The organism is Nocardioides agri, from assembly GCF_013778305.1.
GTDB classification, from domain to species: Bacteria; Actinomycetota; Actinomycetes; order Propionibacteriales; family Nocardioidaceae; genus Nocardioides; species Nocardioides agri.
Genome location: NZ_JACEIC010000002.1, coordinates 1,885,117 through 1,907,580, shown reverse-complemented (window position 1 = coordinate 1,907,580; position 22,464 = coordinate 1,885,117). Strand labels below are relative to the sequence as shown.

The window sequence follows — 22,464 nt, the reverse complement described above, 5'->3', positions numbered from 1 at the left end:
CTCACGGGGGCACGTCTGGCTTGGACACCAGTGCTTCGGAGCGGGCGCCGGCCCGGATTGGTGCGAGTTTCAACCAAGGGCGACGACCAGGGCCAGCACCTGCTCGGGGTCGTCGAGCCGGTCGCCGTAGAGCTCTCGCAGCTGGCCCATCCGGTAGCGCACGGTCTGCGGGTGCACGAAGAGCGCGGCGGCCACCTCGTCGCGCCGGCCCTGCAGGAGCAGCCACGCGCGCAGCGTGTCGGCGAGCCTCTCGGCCGTGCCCGGGCGCAGGTCGGCGAGGGGGGCCAGCGCCTGGGCACGCAGGTCGGCTCGGGCGGCCGCGTCGGCGTCGAGCACCAGCGGCACCAGGTGGGCCTCGGTGTCCAGCTCCGCGCCGGCCGCCCGGGCCCGCAGCGCGCGGTCGTACGACGCCCGCGCCTCCAGCCACGGCCGGGCCGGCCCGGCGAGCGCTCCCCGGTCGGCGAGGATGCGCAGCAGCGCGGCTCGGCGGTGGTCGTGCGCATCGGGGACGAGCAGCAGCACGCCCTCGTCGAGGTCGGGCGGATCGGCCACCGGCAGCGTGGCGGGGGACAGCGCGGTCAGCACCCGGCGGGCCTGCGGCTCCGGGACGATCACCGCCGTCAGGGTGAGCGGCGGCTCCCAGCTCGCGCGCTCCGCCGCGGCCACGACCTGGTCGACCGGCGAGCCGCTGAGGAGGTGGTGCGCGACGCGTTCGAGCATCCGCTGACGCACCCGGCCCGTCGTGGCGAGCTCGTCGGAGTGCCCGGCGACGGCGGCCGCCGACTGCTCGTCGATGTAGGCGAACACGAGCTCGGCGAAGTCGGCGAGCACCTCGGCCCCGAGGCCGTGGCTGACCGCGGTGGTCGAGAGCTCGCGCCACGCGACCCGGGCGCCGATCCGGTACGCCGAGAGGAGGGCGTCGGTCGTGCGGCCGCTCCGGGCCTCGCCGCGGCCGAGCTGGTAGCTGCCGGCCACCGCGGGCGCCGCGCTCAGGTCGTCGGTGCGCCCCCGGTTGGCGAGGTCGAGGAACCCGCCCAGCGCCAGCTGCACCGCGCTGCTGATGGTCTCGCCCATCGGGCCGGAGAAGGCGTCGCGATAGCTCGGCACCTCGTCGACGATGGTGGCCACCACGTCGTCGGCGAGCGTCGCCAGCTGGCTGTGCATCGCCGCGAGGGCGGCGGGGGGGAGCTCCAGGCCGAGTCCGGTGGAGCGTCGTGCTCGCGTCATTTGTCTCCTCCGAACAAATGTGACCTAGATCTTCACGTCCGATGGACAGGATATTACGCCCTCGGCGCAGCACACTGGAGACATGAGCATCACCGTCTCGACCGTCGCGACCCGTTCCGGGCCTGGGCGCTCCCTGAGGGACAGCCTCCGGCGCGTCGCCGACGCCGCCGTGACGCCGCTGTCCATCGACGACGTGCTCGACGTCTTCCACCCGTTGCGCCGCGGCGCCGACCTGCGTGCCCGGATCGTCGAGGTGGTCCACGAGACCGACCAGTCGGCCACGATCGTGCTCCAGCCCGGCCGCGACTGGTCGGGTCACGTCCCGGGCCAGTACGTCCGCGTCGGCGTCGACGTCGACGGCGTCCGGCTGTGGCGCACCTACTCGCTCACCCACGGCCCGCGTGCCGACCGCCGGATCAGCATCACGGTCAAGGCGATCCCCGGCGGCGTCGTGTCCGACTACCTCGTGCACCGCGCGCCGGTCGGCCAGATGATCCAGCTGGCCCAGGCCGAGGGCGAGTTCGTGCTCCCGCAGCCGCTCCCCGACAAGATCCTGCTGGTGACCGCCGGCTCCGGCATCACGCCGGTGATCGGCATGCTGCGCAACCTCTACTCGCGCCGTACGCCGCCGGCGACCGACATCGTGCTCGTCCACGTCAACGTCGACGAGTCGTCCGCGATCTTCCGCGACGAGCTCCGCGCGCTCGGGTCCACCGGCCGGATCACGCTCGTCGAGCGGTACGACGACCAGCACGGCATCCTCGAGGTCGACCACCTCGAGACCCTGGTGCCCGACCTCGACGAGCGGCTCGCCTACGCCTGCGGGCCGGCCGGCCTGCTCGACGCCCTCGAGGCCCACCACGCCGCTCGCGGCCTGCAGCTCACGACCGAGCGGTTCCGCCCGCACCTGGTGGAGGCCGGCGAGGGCGGCACCGTCACGTTCGCCAGCGGCACCGTGGTCGAGGCCGACGGCGCCACCCCGATCCTCGACGCCGCCGAGCAGGCCGGCGTCCTCATGCCCAGCGGCTGCCGGATGGGCATCTGCATGGGCTGCGTGATCCCGCTGAAGGAGGGTGCCGTGCGCGACCTGCGCAACGGCGCCATCACGACCGCCGTGCCGGGTGAGACCGGCCCCGGCGGCGTCCCGATCCAGACCTGCATCAACGCGGCCGCTGGGCCGTGCCACATCGACCACTAGGAGCGATGAGATGACCGCCATCACGAAGAAGCCCGTGAACCCGACGGCACACCTCACCCCCGAGGACATCGAGCAGCTCGGCATCGAGCTCGATGCGATCCGCCAGGAGGTGCTCGACGACCGCGGCGAGCGCGACGCGGCGTACATCCGCAAGGTCGTCGACGTGCAGCGCCGCCTCGAGCTGGCCAGCCGCGCCGTGCTGCTCGGCTCCGCGCTGCCGCCGCTGTGGGTGCTCGGCACGGTCGGCCTGTCGGTCGCCAAGATCCTCGAGAACATGGAGATCGGCCACAACGTCATGCACGGCCAGTGGGACTGGATGCGTGACCCGAAGATCCACTCGACCACCTGGGAGTGGGACAACGCGTCGACGGCCGACGGCTGGAAGCACGCCCACAACGAGATCCACCACACCTACACCAACATCGTGGGCAAGGACAACGACCTCGGCTACGGCATCATGCGCGTCGACGAGGACCAGCGCTGGCACCCGGCGTACCTCGCGCAGCCGCTGTGGAACTTCATCAACGCGTGCTTCTTCGAGTACGGCATCGCGGCCTACGACCTCGAGCTCGGCCGCAACCTGCGCATCCCCAAGGAGAAGCGCAGCGCGAAGTTCAAGGCCGACCTGTCCAAGACGCTGAAGAAGATCCGCAAGCAGGCCACCAAGGACTACGTGATCAACCCCGGCCTCGCGATCCCGTTCGGCGGCTTCCTGCCGACGCTCGCCGCCAACTTCACCGCCAACGTGGTGCGCAACCTCTGGTCGCACTCGGTGATCATGTGCGGCCACTTCCCCGAGGGCGTCGAGACCTTCGAGAAGAAGTCGATCCCGGACAACGAGACCCGCGGCGAGTGGTACCTGCGCCAGATGCTCGGCTCCGCCAACATCTCCGGGTCCAAGGCCATGCACCTGATGTCCGGCAACCTCTCGCACCAGATCGAGCACCACCTCTTCCCCGACCTGCCGAGCAACCGGTACGCCGAGGTGGCCCCGAAGGTGCAGGCGCTCTTCGAGAAGTACGACCTCAACTACCACTCCGCGCCGCTGCCGCAGCAGGTCTACTCCGCCTGGCACCGGGTGGTGCGGCTGTCGCTGCCCAACGGCTGGCTCGCGACCACGAACGTCAAGAACCTCCCCGAGCAGACCAAGCTGCTGTGGGCGATGTCGACCAAGGGTCCCAAGATCCGCCGCGCCGCCGCCGCCCGCCTCCAGCAGCAGGCCCGCCGCCTCGAGCAGGCCAAGGACGTGACGACCGCCGCCTGACGGGCAGCGGCCTCAGAAGCGGTACGTCGTCTGGGCGTGCGGGTCCTTGCCGAAGGCGATCACCTTCGCCGGCGGTACGACGTACACGTGCGGGGCGGTGCCGTCCCCGGCGACGAAGCCCTCGTCGTCGGCCTGCCAGGCCCAGTCGGCGCCGTACTTCTCGCGCCAGGCGGCGGCGAGCGGCGCCAGCCGCTCGCGACCCTCGACCCGGTGCGCCGTGCCCTCGACGACCACGTCGGTGCCGGCCCGCCAGTCGTTGCGACCGGTGAGCACGGTGACGCGGCCGGAGTGCCAGAGGTTGAGGTGCTTCTGCTCGCCCACGCCCGTGCAGAACGCGAACGCGCCGTCGTGCCACACGCCGACCAGCGGCGTGGAGTGCGGCCGGCCGTCGACCCGCACCGTGGTCAGCCAGTAGAGCTCGGCGTCGGTGAGCAGCCGCTCCACCTCCGGCCAGGCGGGCGGGATCGCGGTGGGCTCGCTGAAGCGCGGATCGGTCCTGCCGGTCGTCATGCCCGTGCAGACCGGCCCGGGCCGGAGGAGTCATCGGCCTGCGGCATGCTGTGACCATGCGATTCACCGAGCACGAGCTGACCGCCGCCCTCACCGGAGCGGCCAAGGACGTGCTCGCGGCGCAGGACAAGGACGCCCGCAAGGGCCGCACCACGCCGGACGAGCTGTGGGAGGGGCTGGGCAAGTTCCAGCGCTTCCAGCTGCTCGACGGCCTCGGCGACCAGCTGCTGCCGGTGCTGGTCGCGCTGCCCGACGTCGACGTCGAGGTCGGCACCCGGCCGACGTTCACCGAGGAGCAGATCATCGCAGCGGTCGAGGAGCGGCTCGGCGGCGAGCGGGGCATGAAGCGCAAGGTTCTGCTGAAGGCCAGGGTGGCGCTGGTGCAGCTCGCGCTCTCCCACGTGCCGCCGCGGCAGGACCCGGACGCGCTGATCGTGCCCGACCACCTCTGAGCGCTACGCGCTGGCTGGCGCCTCGACCCGCTCCGGGGCCGCGTCCAGAAGCCGCAGCAGCAGGTCCTGGTCGCCGTCGACGGTGACCGTGTCGAGGGACCGGTTCACGAACAGGTAATAGATGCCGTCCGGGTCGCCCTCCACGACGACGTCCGCGTGCTCGATCGGCCCGCTGAGGACCTCGCCGTCGACGAGCGACGCGGTCTCCTCGCCGCACCGGAACTCGAAGCGGCCGTTCGGCGCCAGCCGAGCGATCACCGTGTCCATCGCGTTCGCCAGCCAGCCCTGGAACAGCTCGTCCTTGTCGGTCGGAGGGCCGAGCGAACGGGCACCCCACAACGCCAGCTCGCGCAGGGCCGGGCGCAGCGCGCGCCCGTAGTCGGTGAGGTCGTAGACCCGCGACGCCGCCGGGGGCGGGAGGGTGCGGCGGGTGACGATGCCGTGTGCCTCGAGCTCACGCAGGCGGGCCGCCAGGATGTTCGTCCCGATGCCGGGCAGCCGCTCGACGAGGTCGGTGTAGCGCTGGGGGCCGTGCATCAGGTCACGGACGATCAGCAGCGCCCAGCGATCACCCACCATGTCCAGCGCGTGCGCCATCGGACAGTACTGCTCGTAGCGCTTGACCATGCCGCCATGCTACCACTCGGATGCCGATTCCGAAGAAGATGCTTGCAAAATTGAAGTAGTCGCTGTTACGGTCCCTTTCATGACTTCAGAAATGCAAGCAATAACTTCGGAGGTGGCACCGGATCGCCGCAGGTGGCTGGCGCTCGCACTCCTCTGCCTCGTCCAGTTCATGGTCGTCCTCGACATCGCCATCGTGAACGTGGCGCTCCCCTCCATCCAGGTCGACCTCGGGTTCTCCCAGAGCGACCTCCAGTGGGTGATCAGCGCCTACGCGCTGGTGTTCGGCGGCTTCCTGCTGCTCGGCGGCCGGGCCGCCGACATGCTCGGCCGGCGCCGCGTCTTCCTCGTCGGCATCGCCGTGTTCGCGGTCGCCTCCCTGCTCGCCGGACTGGCGTGGTCGGACACCTCGCTGGTCGCGGCCCGCGCGTTCCAGGGCCTGGGCGCCGCGATCATCACGCCCGCCGCGCTGTCGATCCTGTCCACGACGTTCGCCGAGGGTCGCGATCGCAACGTCGCCCTCGGGGCGTGGGGCGCCGTCGGTGGCTTCGGCGCGGCCGCGGGCGTCCTGCTGGGCGGGATCCTGACCGACGCCCTCAGCTGGGAGTGGATCTTCTTCGTCAACGTCCCGGTCGGCGTCGTCGGGCTGGTGCTGGCGCCGGTGCTGCTCCGGGAGAGCCGCGACGCGAGCGTCCAGCGGTTCGACCTGCCCGGCGCGGTGCTGGTCACGAGCGGGCTCTCCTTGCTGGTCTACGCGATCACGCAGGCGGGCCAGGAGGGCTGGCTCGCGGCGCCGACGATCGCCGTCGGGACGCTCGCGCTCGCCCTCCTCGCCGCGTTCGTCGGCTGGGAGCTGCGGCACCCGGAGCCGCTCATGCGCTTCGGCATCCTGCGCACCCGGACGGTGAGCGGGGCCAACGTCGCCGGCTTCATCATGGGGACCGCGCTGTTCTCGATGTTCCTGATGCTGACGCTCTACATGCAGCAGGTGCTGGGCTACTCCGCCATGAAGACCGGCGTCGCCTACCTCGCCGTCGCCGGTACGGCGATCGTCTGGTCCGCCGTGGCGGCGCAGCTCGTCACCCGCATCGGCGTGAAGCCGGTGCTGGTGACCGGCATGGCGGCGCTGACCGTGGGACTCCTGTACTTCACCCAGGTCTCGGTCGGCGGCAGCTACCTCGGCGACCTGCTGCCCGGGTTCCTCGTCATCGGCGTCGGCATCGGGTTCTCGTTCGTGCCGATCTCGATCGCCGCGCTCGCCGGCGTGCAGCCGGCCGAGGCCGGACTGGCGTCCGGGCTGATCAACACCTCCCAGCAGATCGGCGGCGCGCTCGGCATCGCGGCACTCTCGACGATCGCCACCTCGGGGACCGAGGACTCCCTCGCGGAGGGTGCGCTGCTGCCGCAGGCACTGGTCGACGGGTTCGCCTCGGCGTTCCTGGTGGGTGCGGTCTTCGCCGCCCTCGGCCTGGTCGCGGCGCTCACCCTCGTCAGGAGGAGGGAGCTGGAGCGCGCGGTGCTGCCGGAGCCGGAGGTGGCGCTCGAGGCGGCCTGACCGCCGGCCTACCCCAACGCGGCCCCGACCACCTCGCGCGCCTGCTCCTGCACCTGCGCGAGGTGCTCGGGGCCGCGGAACGACTCGGCGTAGATCTTGTAGACGTCCTCGGTGCCCGAGGGCCGCGCGGCGAACCAGGCCGACTCCGTCGTCACCTTGAGGCCGCCGATCTTGGCGCCGTTGCCCGGGGCCTCGGTGAGCTTGGCGGTGATCTCCTCGCCCGCGAGCTCGGTGGCGGTCACCGCGTCGGGGGTCAGCGCGCCGAGCGCCGCCTTCTCCTCGCGGGTCGCCGGCGCGTCGACGCGCGCGTACGCCGGCTCGCCGTGCTGCGCCACGAGGTCGGCGTACCGCGCGGACGGCGAGGACCCGGTCACCGCCAGGATCTCGGAGGCCAGCAGCGCGAGGATGATGCCGTCCTTGTCGGTGGTCCACGCCGAGCCGTCGCGGCGCAGGAACGACGCGCCCGCCGACTCCTCGCCGCCGAACCCGAACGACCCGTCGATGAGGCCCGGCACGAACCACTTGAAGCCGACGGGCACCTCGACCATCTCGCGGCCGAGCGCGGCCGCGACCCGGTCGATCATCGACGACGAGACCAGGGTCTTGCCGATCCGGGCGCCCTCGGGCCAGTCCGGCCGGGCGCCGCCGAAGAGGTACTCGATCGCGACGGCGAGGAAGTGGTTGGGGTTCATCAACCCCGCGTCCGGGGTGACGATCCCGTGCCGGTCGGCGTCGGCGTCGTTGCCGGTCGCGATGTCGTAGTCCGCCCGGCGGGAGATCAACGAAGCCATCGCGGAGGGTGAGGAGCAGTCCATCCGGATCTTGCCGTCCCAGTCGAGCGTCATGAAGCGCCAGGTCGGGTCGACCAGCGGGTTCACGACCGTCAGGTCGAGCCGGTGCCGGTCGGCGATCTCGCCCCAGTACGCCACCGCCGCGCCGCCGAGCGGGTCCGCGCCGATCCGCACGCCGGCCGACCGGATCGCTTCGAGGTCCACCACGCTCGGCAGGTCGTCGACGTAGGTCCCCAGGAAGTCGTACGCCGCGGCGTGCGCGCGGGCCCGGGCGAACGGCACCCGGCGCACCTCGACAAGACCGCCCCGGATCAGCTCGTTGGCGCGCGCGGCGATCACCGAGGTGGCGTCGGTGTCCGCCGGGCCGCCGTGCGGCGGGTTGTACTTGAAGCCGCCGTCGCTCGGCGGGTTGTGCGAGGGCGTGACCACGATCCCGTCGGCGGTCCCGCCGCCCCGGTTGGCCCGGATGATCGCGTGCGAGACCGCGGGCGTCGGCGTGTAGCCGTCTCGGTCGTCGACGAGCACGGTCACGTCGTTCGCCGCCAGCACCTCGAGCGCCGAGGCCCACGCCGGCTCGGAGAGGCCGTGGGTGTCGCGGCCCAGGAACAGCGGCCCGTCGTAGCCCTGCGACCGCCGGTAGTCGACGATCGCCTGCGTCGTCGCCAGGATGTGCGTCTCGTTGAAGGCGGTCCGCAGCGACGACCCCCGGTGCCCGCTGGTGCCGAACGCGACCTGCTGGTCGACGTCGTCCGGGTCCGGGACCCCGGTGTAGTAGGCCGTCACGAGGTGCGCGACGTCGACGAGGTCGGAGGGCTCCGCCGGTTGGCCGGCTCGGGGGTCGCTCATGCCGTCATAGTGCCCGACCGGACGTGACTCAAGTCTCGATCCGGCGTGCCGATGAGACCTTCACGCCGTTCGACCGTTGGGCCTCCGATGACCGTCGCCACTCTTGCCCTGCCCGTCCCGCTCGCCCCGCCGCTCGCCCGGCCGGGGGTCGGGGTGGGCGCCGTGGCGCGCCGGGCCGGCGTCAACCTCGGCATCGGGTGCCTGGTGCCGGCCGCGGTCTTCTACACGCTCTTCGCCGCCGCAGGCGTCTGGACCGCGATCCTGGCGACGCTCGCCTGGTCCTACGGCACGCTCGCCTGGCGCGCGCTGACCGGCCGCCGCACGTCGGGGCTCCTGCTGCTGACGACCGCGATGCTGACGGCGCGCACGGCAGTGGCGCTGGCGGCCGGCAGCACGTTCGTCTACTTCCTCCAGCCGATCCTCATGGACGGCCTGGTGGCGGGAGCCTTCCTCGGCTCGCTGGCCCTCGGCCGACCGGTCGTCGGCCGGCTCGCCGGGGACTTCTACCCCGTCGACGACGAGCTCGCCGCCCGCCCGCGGGTGGCCCGGCTCTTCGGCGGGCTGACGGCCCTCTGGGCCGCGCTCTGGCTGGTCAAGGGCGCGCTGGGACTCTGGCTCCTGCTCACCCAGCCGCTCGAGACCTACGTCCCCGTCAAGGCGGGCCTGGCGCTGGGCGTCAACGTCGCGGCGGTCGCCGCCACGATCGGCGCGGCGGCGTACGTTGCCCGCCGGGAAGGGCTCCTCGCCCGTTAGGATCCCGGGCGTCATGAGGTTCGCCCGCACCATCGTCCTGACCGCGGTCGGTGTCCTCTGGTGGCTGCTCGGACCGCTCGTGCTCCTCGCCGCGCTGGGGCTGCTGCTCGTCCCGCGGGTGCGCGCTTGGATGCGCCCGACCCGCCGGGTCGTGCTCGCCTGGGTGGCCACGGTCGCCGTGCTGGCGGGCGTCGTCGTGCTCGTCCCGGACGGGTGGCTGCCGATCGCCCCCGGCCCCGGTCGCTGGGGGGCGCCGGCGTACGTCGGGCGCCCGGCGGGCACCCAGGGCGTCGCCGGGCCGATCGGTGAGTCGCCCACCGTGACGACGCGGGCGTACGGCGTCGGCGACTGCGAGCGGCTCGTCGTCGGCGGCGAGGGCCGGCTCGTCGCGATGTGCGGCGGTGAGCACCCCGTGCTCCGCCTGGTCGACGCGACGAGCCTGCGGCAGCGGGCGCGCACCGAGCTGCCCGGCGCGGGCTGCGACGGCCGCCTGGCCGCGGCCGGCACCCAGGTCGTCGCGACCAGCGGCCAGCGGGTGCTCGTGGTCGACTCGGACGACCTGGCGATCGCCGCCTCCTTCGACCTCGCCGAGCGGCTCGCCGCGGACGACTGCGTCGTGGGGCTCGGGGTCGACGGTGGCCGCGCCTGGTTCGTCACCGCGGGCGGCGTCGCCGGCGTCGTCGCCAAGGGCCGGGTGCGCACGGTCGAGCTGGGCGACCGCGTCGAGCAGGACCTGGCGGTCGGCAACGCCGGCGTCTACATCGCGGGCGACGAGGCCCTGCACCGGGTCGGGCTGCGCGGTGACGAGCCGGTGGTCGCCTGGTCCTCGGCGTACGAGGAGGGCGGCGAGCGCGGCGCGGCGCCGGTCGTGCTGCGCAGCGGCCTGGTCGCCGTGGCCGACAACCGCGACCCGCGCCTCCAGGTGGTGCTGCACCGCGCCGACACGGGCGAGGTGAAGTGCCGCGCCGAGGTGTTCGACGACGGCTCCGGCGCGGCAGACGGCGGCCTGGTCGCGGCCGGGGACGACGTCGTCGTCACCAACGCCCACGGGTACGCCGGACCGCTCTCCACGATCCTGGGCCGCACCACCGACCGCGGTGTCGCCACGGTGAGTGCCGACTGCGCGATGCGCTGGACGCTCGAGCTCGACGTGCCCAGCGGCGCGCCGGCGGTGTCCACCGACGACGGGCTGGTCTACGTGTGGAGCAAGCGGCACAGCTGGCTCGGCGTCGACGCCTGGTACCTCAGCGCGATCGAGCTCCGGTCGGGCCGACTCGTCTGGGCCCGCCGGGTCGGCCTCAACGGCCTGCACGACAACCACGGTGGCAGCGTCGTGCTCGGCCCGGAGCGCGCGGCGTACGCGCCGGTCCTCGGCGGCCTCGTGCGGGTGGCTGACCGCGGCTAGGGCGTGTTCGCGCCGCGGACGATCCTCCCCTCCACGACCGGGTTGACCGGTGAGTTCGCAGTCACGTAGTCGGTGGCGACCTGCCGCAGGTCGTCGCCGGGCTGCTGCACGTCGGTGCCCTGCGCGAACATCGTGTAGCCGTCACCCCCGGTGTACATGAAGTCGTTGGTGACGAACCGCACCGGGTCTGCGTCCCCGATCGGCACCTGCGGCCCGCCGGCCCCGTTCGGGGTCTTCCACATGCCGTCGATGACCGGCGTGGTGCCTGCGCAGTGGTAGGTCACCTTGAGGCCGGACAGCTGCGGGAAGCGGCCGGTGTTGATCGCCGGGTTGCAGACGGCCGAGAAGCCGTTGAGGTACGCCGCGCGCAGCTGGGCGCCCGTCAGGGTGATGATCGTCGTCCGGTTGCCGAAGGGCAGCACCGCGAACATCTCGCCCCAGGTGATCTGACCGGGTGCCTCGCCGGCGCTCGGTGGCGAGAAGACGAGGTCCGCCCGCAGGCCGCCGGAGTTCGTGAACGCCCCGTCGACGCCTGGGTACTTCAGCCGCATCGCGTCCGTCACCAGGTTGCCCATGGCGGACTCGGCGTCGCGGTTGGGTGCCCGCCGGATGTCGGCGACCTGGCTGCCGATCACCTGGTTGCGGAGCGGCGCGGTGTCGGCGTTCGCCTTGTCGATGATCGCCTGCACGTCCGGCCGCGCGGCCACGCCGATGTCCTTGGCCACGCGGGTCGCGCCACCGGCCCACGCGACGTCGCCACCCTTGACCATCAGCTGGAGCACCGAGTAGGTCGCCCCGGCGTTGAAGCCCTCGGTGATGAGGATGTCGCCGCGCATCAGGTTGGAGACGCGGTGCGTGTGGCCGACCACCATCGCGTCGATCGTGGTGTCCTGCAGAGCGTCGGCGATGCCGATGATCGGGCCGGCCCACTCCGTCCCGGCGGCGTTCCCGGTCGGGTTGGCACCGGTCGCGGTGCCCTGGTGGATGACGACCACCTGGACCTTCACGCCCTTCCGCCTCAGCCGCTCCGACTCGGCCGCGATCCGGGGCGCCTCGTCGAGGAACGTCAGGCCCGCCGTCGCTCCGGCCGAGACCAGCTCGGGCGTGTCCTTGAGCTCGGCGCCGATGACGCCGACCTTCACGCCGTTGACCCAGAAGACCTTCGACGGCGTCACCCAGGGCGGCGCCTTCCCGGTCGCCGAGTCGACGATGTTGGTCGCCAGGAACGGGAAGTCCGCCCGCTCCTGGTGCTCGAGCAGCCGCGCGACGCCGTAGTCGAACTCGTGGTTGCCGTAGGACGTGGCGTCCAGGCCCCACGCGTTCTCGACGTCGATCGCGGGCTTGTCCTCCAGCAGCGCCGAGTTCGGCGGGGAGGCGCCGACGTTGTCGCCGCCCGCCAGGATCAGGCCGTCGCCGGGCAGCGCGTCGAGCTCCTCGTCGAACATCGTGCCCAGGAAGGCCGCGCCGCCGACGAGCGAGTTGATCCCGTCGTAGAGGAACGTCGTCGGGTCGAGCTGGCCGTGGAAGTCGTTCAGCCCGACGATCGAGACGGGCGTGTACCGGTGCCCACCGTCGACGACGTCGAGCAGGACCTTGCCCTGGCTGTGCTGCGGCTCGGGGATCCCGAGCAGGAACGCGAGCGTCGGGGCGAGGTCGATCGACTTCGCCTCGACCGTCCGGTGGGCGATGCCCGCTCCGCCGGCCAGGAACGTCGCGCGCATGTTGACGTTCGCGCCGAGGTCCTGGACGTCGGGGACGTAGCCGTGCTGTCCGAAGAAGTGCGACGGCGCGACCAGCGTGCCCGGCGTCTCCGCGTCGAACTGGTAGGGCGGGAAGGAGAAGACGACCAGGTCGCCGGTGCGGGTCGGGTGCGCCATGTCAGACGTCGAGCCCGGACCGTTGGGGATGTACCTCGCCTGTGCCTTGGTGAAGACGCGGTCGATCATCTTCCAGTGCTCCGGCTGGCCGTCGTGGGTCCAGTCGTTGGGGTCGGTCAGGCCGAGGTACGCCGCCTTGATCGCCGCCACGGTCGATGCCTCGTCGGCCGCCGCGACCTGCTGGAAGCCGCCGCCGGCGGGGTTGCGTCCGGCGAGGTTGAGGTAGACCTGCAGCGCGCCGCCGGCCCAGCACGCCTTCGCCTTGCCGATCGTCTCGCCGGTGGCCGGGCGGCAGTTGGAGGTCTGCGGCCGCGACAGCAGGCCCAGGTCGACCAGCGGCTTGCTGGCGTCGATCGCGAGGAACTGCGGCGCGAACCCGTGGTCGGAGCTGACGAACGTGGTCGGGTCCCTGCCGGTCAGTGACCGCGCGAGCTTGAGGGTCGCGTCCGACTCCGCGTAGGCCTCCCGGATGAACGCCTCACGCTGGCGGACCCGGCCGTCCGGGACGCCGTTGAGGTCGACGTCGTCGTACGCCGGGTTGGGGGCGCCGCCCGGGAGCCGCTTGCTGACCAGGCCGAGGAACTGGTGCTGGAACTCGTCGGTGGTCGGCATGCCGACCATGAGCAGGTCCGGGTGGTAGGTCCTGGCGACGTACTTCAGCATCGGCCAGTGGCCGGTGGACCAGTAGAGCCCCTGCTCGACGTACGTCTCCTCGCTGGTGACGCCCGCCTCGAGGATCGCGAAGTCCGCCGCCGTCGACGTGGGGAACTCCCGGGCGAGGAACTCGTCGAACTCGCCCGCGGCGTAGCCGGGCTCGGGGTGCCACGTCGGCCACGTGGCGATGGCGCGGGTCACCGAGGTGTGGAACAGCCGGACGCGGGAGAGGTCGGGCGCGAGCGTCTCGACCCGCACCAGCATCCCGGCGGTCTTGCCGGCGAGCGCACCGCCGTTGATCGTCACCTTCACGTCGGCCCACTCGCCCTGACGCAGGTCGCCGACGGCGTCCGCACCGTCCTTGGTCGTCGAGAAGAGCACGTGGTCGTACCTGGTCCTGCCGTCGTTGCGGCTGTCGTAGAGGTAGGCGTTGAGGCCGTACTTGTCGACGCCGCCGTCGAGGACCCGCAGGCGCATCTCCTTCGCCGGGCTGTACGACGTCGGCACGTTGCTCCAGCCGGTGGCCGGCGCCGGGGCGGCGCCGGCGAACGGCGCCTGGCCGGCGTACCCGGCCGGGTGGTCGAACTGCAGGCCGAAGGAGCTGATGAACGCAGCGTCGTCGAAGATCGGCTCCCCCGCGTGCCCGATGAAGTTCGTGGCGACGCCGCGGCCCGAGTGGAAGGTCTGGAAGTCGATGGTCGGGCCCTGGATCGACGCGTTGCGGCCACCGGCCCACTCGACCTGCGCGACCTTCAACCCGCCGCGCTCGGCGGACTGCGCGATCGACTCCGCCTGGAGCGTGTTGGGGTCGAACGCCGCCGTGCGGTTGGCCATCGGGTCGCTGTTCTTGTGGAAGGTGTTGTTCGTCGACCCGTGCACGCCGGGCCACGCGCCGGTCGCGAGGGTGTACCAACCGGCACCGGTGTTGGGTGGGGCCTGGGTGAGGAGCCCGTTGCCCTCCGCCTTCACGCCGCTGCGCAGGAACGACTTCATCGTCGGCATGAGGCCCGCGCCGGCGTACTTCTCGACGAGGTCCTGGCGCATGCCGTCGGACGCGAAGAAGACGGCCTTCGACGTCGGGGCGCCGTGGTCGGGATGGTGACCGTGCCCCCGTCCGTGGGCGGAGGCCTCCGAAGAGCCGACCGCGAGGGCGGTGAGCGTCAGCGGCGCGACCAGGGCGGCGACGGCGACGACGAGGGCAGGACGACGGTGCGAGGGCTCCACGGCTTCCTCCTGGGCCGAGACCGGTGAGCCACGCGGGCGGGGCGGCTCCGCCGGATGGATCGAACCTCTCGCGGCCCATCAGCGCCCACCATCCCCAGAATCGGGTATCTCCGCCGGAAACCGGGGGTTGGGGAGGGCGATCGCGTAACACCCGCCCACCCGGCCTCGTTGCACCCGCAGGCTGTGGGCGTGCTGCAGCTGGTGGTCCGGCGGAGGGAGCTCGCCATGGTGCGAGCATCGGTTGGAGTCAGGATCCTCGCCGTGTGCGGGGCGCTCTCGCTGTCACTGGTGGCGGCGGGCCCGGCACAGGGGGACGACCTGGGTGTCGGCGGCGCTGTGGGGGGCGCCGTGGGCGCCGTGGTCGGCGATCCGGCAGGTGACGGCGTCGGTGGCGTGGTGGGCGGCGTGGTGGGCGGTGTGGTCGGCCCGATCACCGGCACCCCCGAGCCGGCTCCCCTCGACCCGCTGCCCGCGGTGCCCGTGCCGCAGGTGCCCGCGCCAGCGGTGCCCGCACCGGTGGTGCCCGCGCCGGCCGAGCACCGGCAGAGCGAGCCGGCAGCCCCGAAGGCCGTCCCGAAGGCCGCACCGTCGGCCGTCCCGAAGGCCGACACCGCGCCCGCGTCCGCGACAGCGCCCGCACCCGCGAGCGCGTCGGCCGCGACCGCGGCGTCGCCGGCGCACCACGTGGTGGCCCGCCACCCGCGCCCGCCGGCGGGCAGTCGAGCGGCTGCCGGTGCCGCGGACGCCCGACGCCAGGCGCCACCGGCCCTCGTCACCTCGGCCCGGCTGGTCGATGACCCGTGCGGGACCTCGAGCCTCGCGCCACGAGACCTGCGCCGCTGCGCGTTCGACGGCTCTCCGATCCCGGGGCTGGGTGGGCCTCCGATGCTGCTGCTGCCGCTCGGTCTCGCGCTGGTCGGTCTCGGCGGCGCGCTGCTGGTCGCCGGCCGACGGCCCGTTCGTCCGCGCATCCCCGGGCCCGGGACGCCGGCCAGGGGCTAGACGGTCAGGTCGCGCGGTGCTGCCGGATGATCCGCTGCGCGACCTCGACGATGGTGCGCTCGTCGTGCTCGGCGGCCTGGCGCAGGAGCCCGGACGCCTGCTCCGCGGTGCACGACTGGTTGGCCATCAGCATCCCGGTGGCGACGCTGACGTCGCTCAGGTCGTCGGCGTCGCGCTGTGCCTGCTCGACGACGTCCCGCGCGGCCGCGAACTCGGGGGACCGGCTGACCGCGATCGTGACCTGGGTCGCCAGCACGGCGGCGACGGCCTCCGCGGACTCGTCGAACGTGCCGGTGCGGCTGTAGATGTTCAGCGTCGCGATGGTCTCCTGCCCCCAGATGGCGGGCACCGACATCACCGCGACGACCCCGCGCCGGCGCGCCGCCACGGCGAAGTGCGGCATCTGCGCCTCGAGTCCCACCAGGTCGAGCCGCAGGGCCTCCGCGCGGCGGAAGGTCGTCAGGCACGGTCCGTGGTGGAGGTCGTACTGGACCACGTCGAGCTCGAGCGCGACGCGGGCGGTCGCGGACGCCGTCACCGGCCGGCCGCTGAGCGACAGGGCGACGCTCGCCGCGTCGCAGCGAGGCACCGACGTGGTCGCCGCCTCGGCGATGTTCGCCAGCGCGCCGCCCAGCGTCCGCTGGGTCTGGAGCACGTTGGCCAGCTCCGACAGGGTCGAGAGCAAGTCCTCGCTGATCACTGCGCTGCACCTCCGGACCGGCGGCTCGGCTGTCGCGATCCGGTACCCGTCCGCGGGCATCGCACGCGGCCGGCGTCGGTCGCCCGTCGGGTCGGCTAGGAGCCGCGCTCCTCGTCCTGGCGGCGGCGCCGGTTGATCTCCGAGCGGGCCAGCACGTAGGCCAGCACCACCGGCCACACGTACTTCACGACGCCGATCGCCTGCTCGACCCAGCCCGGCAGCGACCAGTCGGGCAGGTCGGGCAGGTCCGGCAAGGGGAGCGACGGCAGGTCGGGCCCGTCGATGGACGGGAGCGGGAGCGAGAGCGCGAACCGTGCCAGCAGCACGGTGAGCAGGATGGGCAGGACGACCTTCGCCGCGCCGCCCGCGGCCTGGATCAGCGCGTAGCGCTCGGGGTGCCCGCCCACGGCCTCCTCGTGGCGCGCGGCCCTCGACCCGGGCTCGGGCACCAGGTCCACGCCCCCGACGGTCGCGCGCCGCGGCGCGCCCAGGGGGCTGAACCGGACCTCGAGCCGGTCCGGTGCGACCTCGAGCCGCACCTTCTCCTGCGTCGATCGCTTCTGGGCCGCGAGCTCGCCGTCGACCGACCACCGCACGGCGCGGGTGAGGCCGTCGTCGGCCTCCACCCGGTGCGTGCGACCACCGACCGTCCCCGACCAGACCTGCGTGCCCATCCCACCAGGGTTGCCGGTGGACCGGCTGGGGACATCGGCCCCGAGTCGGTCCTCGCCTGACTTTCGTCAGGGGTAGGTGATGCCGACCGTCTCCTCCGACAGCTGCCAGAGTCGGCGCTGCGCCGTCTCGTCGTAGGACAGCTTGTTGCTGCGCGTCACCCGCGGGTGGCCGCCCCACTCCATCCAGCCGTCCGGCCCGACGTACGTCGCGCCCGGGAGGTCGGCGGTGGCCGCCATCAGCGTCGGCCAGGCGCCCTCCGCGGCGGTGTTGGGGCTGACGACCTTGATGGTGCGGTCGAGGACTGAGGCGATGCCGCCGCTGGCGCGGCCGTACTGTCCGTTGGCCGCCAGGTGGGTCGACGCGAAGCCCGGGTGGGCGGCGAGCGCCCTCACCGGCTGCTCGGCCCGGCGCAGACGCCGCTCGAGCTCGTAGGTGAAGAGCAGGTTGGCCAGCTTCGACTGCCCGTAGGTCGGCCAGGGCCGGTAGCGGCCCTCCAGGTGGCGGGGGTCCGAGAGGGGCGCCGACCGCGCGACCCGGTGCATCTGCGACGAGACGGTCACGACGCGGCCGTCCTCCGACGCGACCAGCTGGGGCAGCAGCAGGCCCGTGAGCAGGAACGGCCCGAAGTGGTTGGTGGCCATCTGCAGTTCTAGTCCGTCCGCGGTGCGCTGGAGGGACGGCGTGCCCATCACGCCGGCGTTGTTGACCAGCACGTCGAGGGCACCGAGCCCGGAGACCTCCGCGGCCGCGCGGCGCACGGACGACAGGTCGGCGAGGTCGAGCTCGACCGACTCGAGCGCCGCACCGGGCACCTCGCCGAGGATCGCCTCGCGGGTCTCCGCGATCCGCTCGGGCCGCCGGCCGGTGAGCACCACGCGGGCGCCGCGGCGGGCGAGCTCGAGGGCGGTGACGTGCCCGAGACCGCCCACGGTCGTGCCGGTCACGAGGATGGTACGGCCGGTCAGGTCGGGGAGGTCGGCGGTCGACCAGCGGTCGACCCGGCTCACGGGGTGGTCGCCATCGCGCCGACGATGCGGGCACCGAGCGCGTCGTTGCCGGTGATGGTCACCGTGCCGGGCACGGGCTCGCAGCGGCCGCCCGCCAGGCGGATGAACGCCTCGCGGGACATCCGCAGCGTCACCGTCGGGTCGGCGGGCACCTCGGCGAGAGGTGCGCCGCGGCCGGCGTCGTTGACGGTGAACGCGAACGGCCCGCTCCCCTCGAGCTCCAGGACGGCGGTCGTGCCGGCCGGCGCGCCGACCCGCTTGGCCAGCACGTAGCCGAGGGTCTCGGCGAGGTACTCGGCGGTGTGCACGGCGGCGGGGGAGTCCATCCCGCCGGGCCGGCCGACGGCGCGGCGTACGTCCTGCTCGTGCATCCAGACGTCGAGCGGGCGGTTGCGCAGCAGCGTCCGCCAGTCCCACGGCACGCCGCCGAAGATCGGCTCCGGCTTGCCGGCCGGGTCCGTGGGCGGGTCGGCCAGCAGGGCGGTGTGCCGGGCGGTCGCGGCCGACCGGATCTCGTTGATGAGCGCGTCCGGGCTCGCCTCGCGGCGGTTGACGACCCCGATCTCCGTGTAGAGCCCCATCAGGCCGGTGACGTGCGGCGGCTCGCCGACGTCGGCGGTCTCCTCCGGTGAGCCGGCGAGGATGCCCTCCAGGTGCGCGACGTGGGAGGCCACGGCCCGCACGTCCCAGCCCGCCAGGTCGGTCGGCTGCGACCACGCCTCCGGCGGCAGCTCCTCGAGCAGGGTGGTGAAGTCGTTGATCGCCTGCCACCAGACGTCGACGTACCCGGCCAGCACGGCGCGGTCGTTCGCGGGGTCGCTCATGGCGAGCACCCTAGCCAGGTGGCGCTCAGCCCAACGCGAGGGACAGCGCGATCGCGAGCATCGTCAGGCCGATCAGCACGTCGAGCACCTGCCAGGCCCGCGGCCGGGACAGCCAGCGGCTCGCGTAGCGCGCGCCGAAGCCGAGCCCCGAGAACCACAGGATGCTGCCCAGGCACGCGCCGGCGGCGAACCACCAGCGCCCGGCCGACCCGTGCTGGTTGGCGATCGTGCCGAGCAGCAGCACGGTGTCGAGGTAGACGTGCGGGTTGAGCCAGGTCAGGGCCAGCGCGCGTACGGCGACGCCGCGCCTGCTCACCGTGACCCGGTCGTCCGCGTGCAGGCTCTCCGGCTTGCGGGCGCGGAGCAGCGAGCTCACGCCGTACCAGGTCAGGAACGCGACGCCGAGCCACCGCACCAGGTCGATCGCCCACGGCGCCTGCTCGACGATCCGCCCGATGCCGGCGACGCCGGCGGCGATGAGCACGACGTCGGAGATCGCGCAGATCGCCACGACCAGCCCCACGTGCTCGCGCGCCAGGCCCTGCCGCAGCACGTACGCGTTCTGCGCGCCGATGGCGACGATGAGGGACAGGCCGGTCAGCAGGCCGGCGAGCGAGGAGTCGAGCACACGGCAACGCTAGGGTGCTGGCGGGATGAAGACCAGCGAATGATTCTGCAGGACCATTAGCATGGCTTCATGGATCTCGTGCCCGCCCAGCTGGCCGCCCTGGCCGCGATCGCCGACCACGGCACGTTCGAGGCGGCGGCCCGGCACCTCAACGTGACCGCGTCGGCGGTCAGCCAGCGGATCCGCGCGCTCGAGTCCGAGGTGGGCCAGGTCGTGGTGCAGCGGACCGTGCCGTGCCGGCCGACCGCGGCGGGCGAGGTGCTGGTGCGGCTGGCCCGGCAGACCCGGCTGCTGCACGACGAGGTCCGCGACGCCCTCGCGCACGGTCACGTCGGCACCGTCGAGCTGTCCGTGGCCGTCAACGCGGACTCGCTCGCGACCTGGTTCGGTGACGTCATCGGCGAGGTCGCGACCTGGTCGGACGTCGCGCTCCGCCTGCACGTCGAGGACCAGGCGTTCTCCGCCGACCAGCTGCGCGCCGGTGGGGTGCTCGCCGCCGTCACCTCCGAGCCCACGGCCGTGCAGGGCTGCTCGGTGGAGCACCTGGGGCTGCTCCGCTACGTCCCCTGCGCGACCCCGCAGCTCGCGGAGCGCTGGCGCCGCGGCCGCGGCCCCGACTGGGCTGCGATGCCGGTCGTGGTCTTCAACGAGAAGGACTCCCTCCAGCACGACCTGCTCGCCGCCCGCGGCGTCGCCGAGCCCCCGGTCGTGCACCGGGTGCCGACGTCGGCGGACTTCCGGGAGGCGGTCTGCCGCGGCCTGGGCTGGGGAATGATCCCCGTCCCGCAGCTCGACGGGCGTCTCGTGCCGCTCGGCAGCCGCTTGCACGTCGACGTCCCGCTGTTCTGGCAGCGCTGGCGGCTCGACTCGCCGACGCTGGACCGGCTCACCGACGCCGTACGTCGCGCGTCCGGTCGCGTCCTGCGCCGAGCCTGAGCCGGACCGCCGCACCTGCGCACGCGATCACCGCGGCGCCGCCCAGCACGGTCGACCAGGTGAGCTCCTCGCCGAGCAGGAGCGCCGCCCAGCTGATCGTGAGCACCGGCTGGACGAGCTGCACCTGGCTCACCTGCGTCATCGGGCCGATCGCGAGGCCGTGGTACCAGGCGAAGAAGCCCAGGTACATGCTCACCACGGCGAGGTACGCGAACGCCGCCCACGCGCGCACGCCGACGTCCGGTGGCTGGTGGACGGCTGCCGCTCCCGTCGCGACGACCATCGCGGGCGCCGCGAGCACGAGGGCCCACGACACCGTCTGCCACGCGCCGAGCTCGCGGGAGAGCAGCCCTCCCTCGGCGTACCCGATCGCGGCCGCGAGCACGGCGCCGAAGAGCAGCAGGTCCGACCGGTGCAGGCCGCCGAGACCGCCGCCCTGGAGCGAGGCGAAGCCGACCGCCACGACGGCGCCGCAGCCGGCCAGCACCCAGAACGCCGTGGGCGGCCGCTCGTGCCCGCGCAGCACCGCCATCGCCGCGGTCGCGGCCGGCAGCAGCGCGATCACCACCGCGCCGTGGCTCGCGGAGGCGGTGGTCAGCGCGAACGACGTCAGCACCGGGAAGCCCACGACGACGCCGGCGGCGACCACTGCCAGCCGGGCCCACTGCCGGCCACGCGGGGCCGGCTGCCGGGTGGACGCGAGCGCGATGCCCGCGAGCGCCGCCGCGACCACCGCCCGTCCGCAGCCGATGACGACCGGGTGCAGGCCACCGTCGACCGCGATGCGGGTGAACGGCACCGTGAAGGAGAAGGCCAGGACTCCGACCAGGCCCCACCAGACACCGGTCGTGGTCGTCGAAAGCACCTGTGGCAGCGGGAGAGTAGCGCTATCGTGCTGATTCATGAACGACGATAGCAGTGCCCGGATCGTCGCGGACCTGCGCTCCTGGATCGCGGCTGCGCCGCCCGGGGCGCGGCTGCCCTCGACCCGGACCCTGGTCGCCGAGCACGGCGTCAGCCCGGTCACCGTGCAGAAGGCGCTGCGCACGCTGGCGTCCCAGGGCATCGTGGAGAGCCGGCCCGGTGTCGGCACCTTCGTGCGCGCGACGCGCACGGTCCGCCCGCACGACCACGGCTGGCAGACGGCGGCGCTCGGCGCCGCGCCCGAGCGTGGCCCGCGGCTCTCGACCTCACTGCGCACGACGCCGAACGACGTGGTCGCGCTGCACTCCGGATACCCGGACCGTGCCCTGCTGCCCGAGCGGCTCGTGCGGGCCGCCACGACCCGGGCCGCGCGCAGCGACGCGGCGGTCGGCCGGCCGCCGTCAGCGGGTCTGCCCGAGCTCCAGGCCTGGTTCGCTGCCGAGCTCGGCGCCGCCACCCCGGCGGGGCTCGCCGCGCCCGCGGCCGGCGACGTCATCGTGACGCCCGGCAGCCAGAGCGGGCTGAGCATCGCGTGCCGCGCCCTGGTGGGCGCCGGCCGTCCGCTGCTCGTCGAGTCGCCCACCTACTGGGGCGTGATCGGCGCGGCCGCCCAGGCGCGCGTGGAGCTGGTGCCGGTGCCGAGCGGGCCGCACGGGCCGGACCCCGACGAGCTCGACCGGGCCTTCGCGGCGACGGGTGCCCGGGCGTTCTACGCCCAGCCGAGCTTCGCCAACCCGACCGGGGCGCACTGGTCGCCCGATCTCGCGGACGCCGTGCTCGACGTCGTCCGCGCCCGTGGCGCCTTCCTCGTGGAGGACGACTGGGCCCACGACTTCGCGATCACCGCCGAGGCGGTGCCGCTGGCCGCGCGCGACGACAGTGGCCACGTCGTCTACCTCCGCTCGCTGACCAAGAGCGTGTCCCCGGCGGTCCGGGTCGCCGGCATCGTCGCCCGAGGACCGGCCCGCGAGCGGCTGCTCGCGACCGCCCAGGCGGAGGCGATGTACGTCAGCGGTCTGCTCCAGGCGGTGGCCGTCGACGTCGTCACCCAGCCGGCCTGGCGCACCCACGTCCGCGGGCTCCGCCTGCAGCTCGCCGCGCGACGCGACCTGCTCGCCGCCGCCCTGCGCGAGCACGTGCCGCAGGCGACCTTCGAGCTGCCCGCGGGCGGGCTCAACCTCTGGCTCCGCCTCCCCGACGGCACCGACGTGCGCCGACTCGCGCGCGACTGCGAGGGGGCGGGCGTCGTGATCGCCGCGGGCGACGAGTGGTTCCCCGCGGAGCCGGCCGGCGCCTACGTCCGCCTCAACTTCTCCGGTCCGGACCCGGGCTCCTTCGAGCGCGGCGCGCAGGTGATCGGCGCCGCCCTCGCCGCGCTACGGTGACCG

Annotated in this window: 20 protein-coding genes; 9 read left to right on the top strand and 11 right to left on the bottom strand. The window is 73.4% G+C overall.

The window, feature by feature from the left end; all coding sequences use genetic code 11:
* Positions 1 to 69 precede the first annotated feature (69 nt).
* Complete coding sequence (locus HZF07_RS13865; protein ID WP_157342441.1) at positions 70 to 1,227, bottom strand: helix-turn-helix domain-containing protein; 1,158 nt, start codon at positions 1,225 to 1,227, stop codon at positions 70 to 72.
* Between the two features lie 82 nt (positions 1,228 to 1,309).
* On the opposite strand from HZF07_RS13865, the gene HZF07_RS13860 reads away from it, so the two are divergent.
* Positions 1,310 to 2,425, top strand: a complete 1,116-nt coding sequence (locus HZF07_RS13860; RefSeq protein ID WP_157342439.1) for a ferredoxin reductase — start codon at positions 1,310 to 1,312, stop codon at positions 2,423 to 2,425.
* Between the two features lie 10 nt (positions 2,426 to 2,435).
* The gene (locus HZF07_RS13855) at positions 2,436 to 3,689 is read left to right on the top strand and encodes a fatty acid desaturase family protein (RefSeq protein WP_157342437.1); all 1,254 of its coding nucleotides are present in this window, start codon (positions 2,436 to 2,438) and stop codon (positions 3,687 to 3,689) included.
* A gap of 12 nt (positions 3,690 to 3,701) precedes the next feature.
* Here HZF07_RS13855 and HZF07_RS13850 read toward each other — a convergent pair whose 3' ends face one another.
* Positions 3,702 to 4,199 (bottom strand): pyridoxamine 5'-phosphate oxidase family protein, encoded by a 498-nt coding sequence (locus HZF07_RS13850; RefSeq protein WP_157342435.1) that lies wholly within the window; start codon positions 4,197 to 4,199, stop codon positions 3,702 to 3,704.
* Positions 4,200 to 4,255: 56 nt separating this feature from the next.
* Here HZF07_RS13850 and HZF07_RS13845 point away from each other — a divergent pair, with 56 nt between their 5' ends.
* The gene (locus HZF07_RS13845; RefSeq protein WP_181645185.1) at positions 4,256 to 4,651 is read left to right on the top strand and encodes a hypothetical protein; all 396 of its coding nucleotides are present in this window, start codon (positions 4,256 to 4,258) and stop codon (positions 4,649 to 4,651) included.
* Positions 4,652 to 4,654: 3 nt separating this feature from the next.
* Here HZF07_RS13845 and HZF07_RS13840 read toward each other — a convergent pair whose 3' ends face one another.
* Complete coding sequence (locus HZF07_RS13840; protein WP_181645184.1) at positions 4,655 to 5,278, bottom strand: winged helix-turn-helix transcriptional regulator; 624 nt, start codon at positions 5,276 to 5,278, stop codon at positions 4,655 to 4,657.
* Between the two features lie 79 nt (positions 5,279 to 5,357).
* Here HZF07_RS13840 and HZF07_RS13835 point away from each other — a divergent pair, with 79 nt between their 5' ends.
* Complete coding sequence (locus HZF07_RS13835; protein ID WP_198346401.1) at positions 5,358 to 6,830, top strand: MFS transporter; 1,473 nt, start codon at positions 5,358 to 5,360, stop codon at positions 6,828 to 6,830.
* Positions 6,831 to 6,838: 8 nt separating this feature from the next.
* Here the strand turns inward: HZF07_RS13835 and pgm are convergent, their stop codons facing one another.
* Positions 6,839 to 8,467: a phosphoglucomutase (alpha-D-glucose-1,6-bisphosphate-dependent) gene (pgm, locus tag HZF07_RS13830; RefSeq protein WP_157342433.1), complete on the bottom strand. Its 1,629-nt coding sequence runs from the start codon at positions 8,465 to 8,467 to the stop codon at positions 6,839 to 6,841.
* An 87-nt stretch (positions 8,468 to 8,554) separates the two neighbouring features.
* Between pgm and HZF07_RS13825 the strand changes: the two genes are divergently transcribed.
* Both HZF07_RS13825 and HZF07_RS13820 read left to right on the top strand, forming a co-directional pair.
* The gene (locus HZF07_RS13825; protein ID WP_157342431.1) at positions 8,555 to 9,220 is read left to right on the top strand and encodes a VC0807 family protein; all 666 of its coding nucleotides are present in this window, start codon (positions 8,555 to 8,557) and stop codon (positions 9,218 to 9,220) included.
* Between the two features lie 13 nt (positions 9,221 to 9,233).
* Positions 9,234 to 10,625 (top strand): hypothetical protein, encoded by a 1,392-nt coding sequence (locus HZF07_RS13820; RefSeq protein WP_157342429.1) that lies wholly within the window; start codon positions 9,234 to 9,236, stop codon positions 10,623 to 10,625.
* On the opposite strand, the gene HZF07_RS13815 is transcribed toward HZF07_RS13820, so the two are convergent.
* A complete protein-coding gene (locus tag HZF07_RS13815; RefSeq protein ID WP_157342427.1) occupies positions 10,622 to 14,380 on the bottom strand; it encodes a 5'-nucleotidase C-terminal domain-containing protein in 3,759 nt (1,252 codons plus the stop codon). The genes HZF07_RS13820 and HZF07_RS13815 overlap by 4 nt on opposite strands.
* Before the next feature lie 189 nt (positions 14,381 to 14,569).
* On the opposite strand from HZF07_RS13815, the gene HZF07_RS13810 reads away from it, so the two are divergent.
* Positions 14,570 to 15,382: a hypothetical protein gene (locus HZF07_RS13810; protein WP_157342425.1), complete on the top strand. Its 813-nt coding sequence runs from the start codon at positions 14,570 to 14,572 to the stop codon at positions 15,380 to 15,382.
* A gap of 4 nt (positions 15,383 to 15,386) precedes the next feature.
* Here the strand turns inward: HZF07_RS13810 and HZF07_RS13805 are convergent, their stop codons facing one another.
* From HZF07_RS13805 to HZF07_RS13785, 5 genes are all read right to left on the bottom strand, one after another.
* A complete protein-coding gene (locus HZF07_RS13805) occupies positions 15,387 to 16,082 on the bottom strand; it encodes an ANTAR domain-containing protein (RefSeq protein WP_181645183.1) in 696 nt (231 codons plus the stop codon).
* 95 nt (positions 16,083 to 16,177) lie between these two features.
* On the bottom strand, positions 16,178 to 16,756 hold the full coding sequence (locus tag HZF07_RS13800) for a hypothetical protein (RefSeq protein ID WP_157342421.1): 579 nt from the start codon (positions 16,754 to 16,756) through the stop codon (positions 16,178 to 16,180).
* Positions 16,757 to 16,822: 66 nt separating this feature from the next.
* On the bottom strand, positions 16,823 to 17,764 hold the full coding sequence (locus tag HZF07_RS13795) for an oxidoreductase (RefSeq protein ID WP_181645182.1): 942 nt from the start codon (positions 17,762 to 17,764) through the stop codon (positions 16,823 to 16,825).
* Positions 17,761 to 18,588: a maleylpyruvate isomerase family mycothiol-dependent enzyme gene (locus HZF07_RS13790; protein WP_157342419.1), complete on the bottom strand. Its 828-nt coding sequence runs from the start codon at positions 18,586 to 18,588 to the stop codon at positions 17,761 to 17,763. The genes HZF07_RS13795 and HZF07_RS13790 overlap by 4 nt, the downstream gene beginning before the upstream one ends.
* A 25-nt stretch (positions 18,589 to 18,613) precedes the next feature.
* Positions 18,614 to 19,216, bottom strand: coding sequence for a LysE/ArgO family amino acid transporter (locus HZF07_RS13785; RefSeq protein WP_181645181.1), 603 nt, complete (start codon positions 19,214 to 19,216; stop codon positions 18,614 to 18,616).
* Between the two features lie 69 nt (positions 19,217 to 19,285).
* On the opposite strand from HZF07_RS13785, the gene HZF07_RS13780 reads away from it, so the two are divergent.
* Entirely contained in the window at positions 19,286 to 20,152 is an 867-nt protein-coding gene (locus tag HZF07_RS13780) for a LysR family transcriptional regulator ArgP (RefSeq protein WP_157342417.1), read from the top strand.
* Here the strand turns inward: HZF07_RS13780 and HZF07_RS13775 are convergent.
* The gene (locus tag HZF07_RS13775) at positions 20,103 to 21,017 is read right to left on the bottom strand and encodes a DMT family transporter (protein WP_309504736.1); all 915 of its coding nucleotides are present in this window, start codon (positions 21,015 to 21,017) and stop codon (positions 20,103 to 20,105) included. The genes HZF07_RS13780 and HZF07_RS13775 overlap by 50 nt on opposite strands.
* Before the next feature lie 37 nt (positions 21,018 to 21,054).
* Between HZF07_RS13775 and HZF07_RS13770 the strand changes: the two genes are divergently transcribed.
* Complete coding sequence (locus HZF07_RS13770; RefSeq protein WP_157342412.1) at positions 21,055 to 22,461, top strand: aminotransferase-like domain-containing protein; 1,407 nt, start codon at positions 21,055 to 21,057, stop codon at positions 22,459 to 22,461.
* Positions 22,462 to 22,464 lie beyond the last annotated feature (3 nt).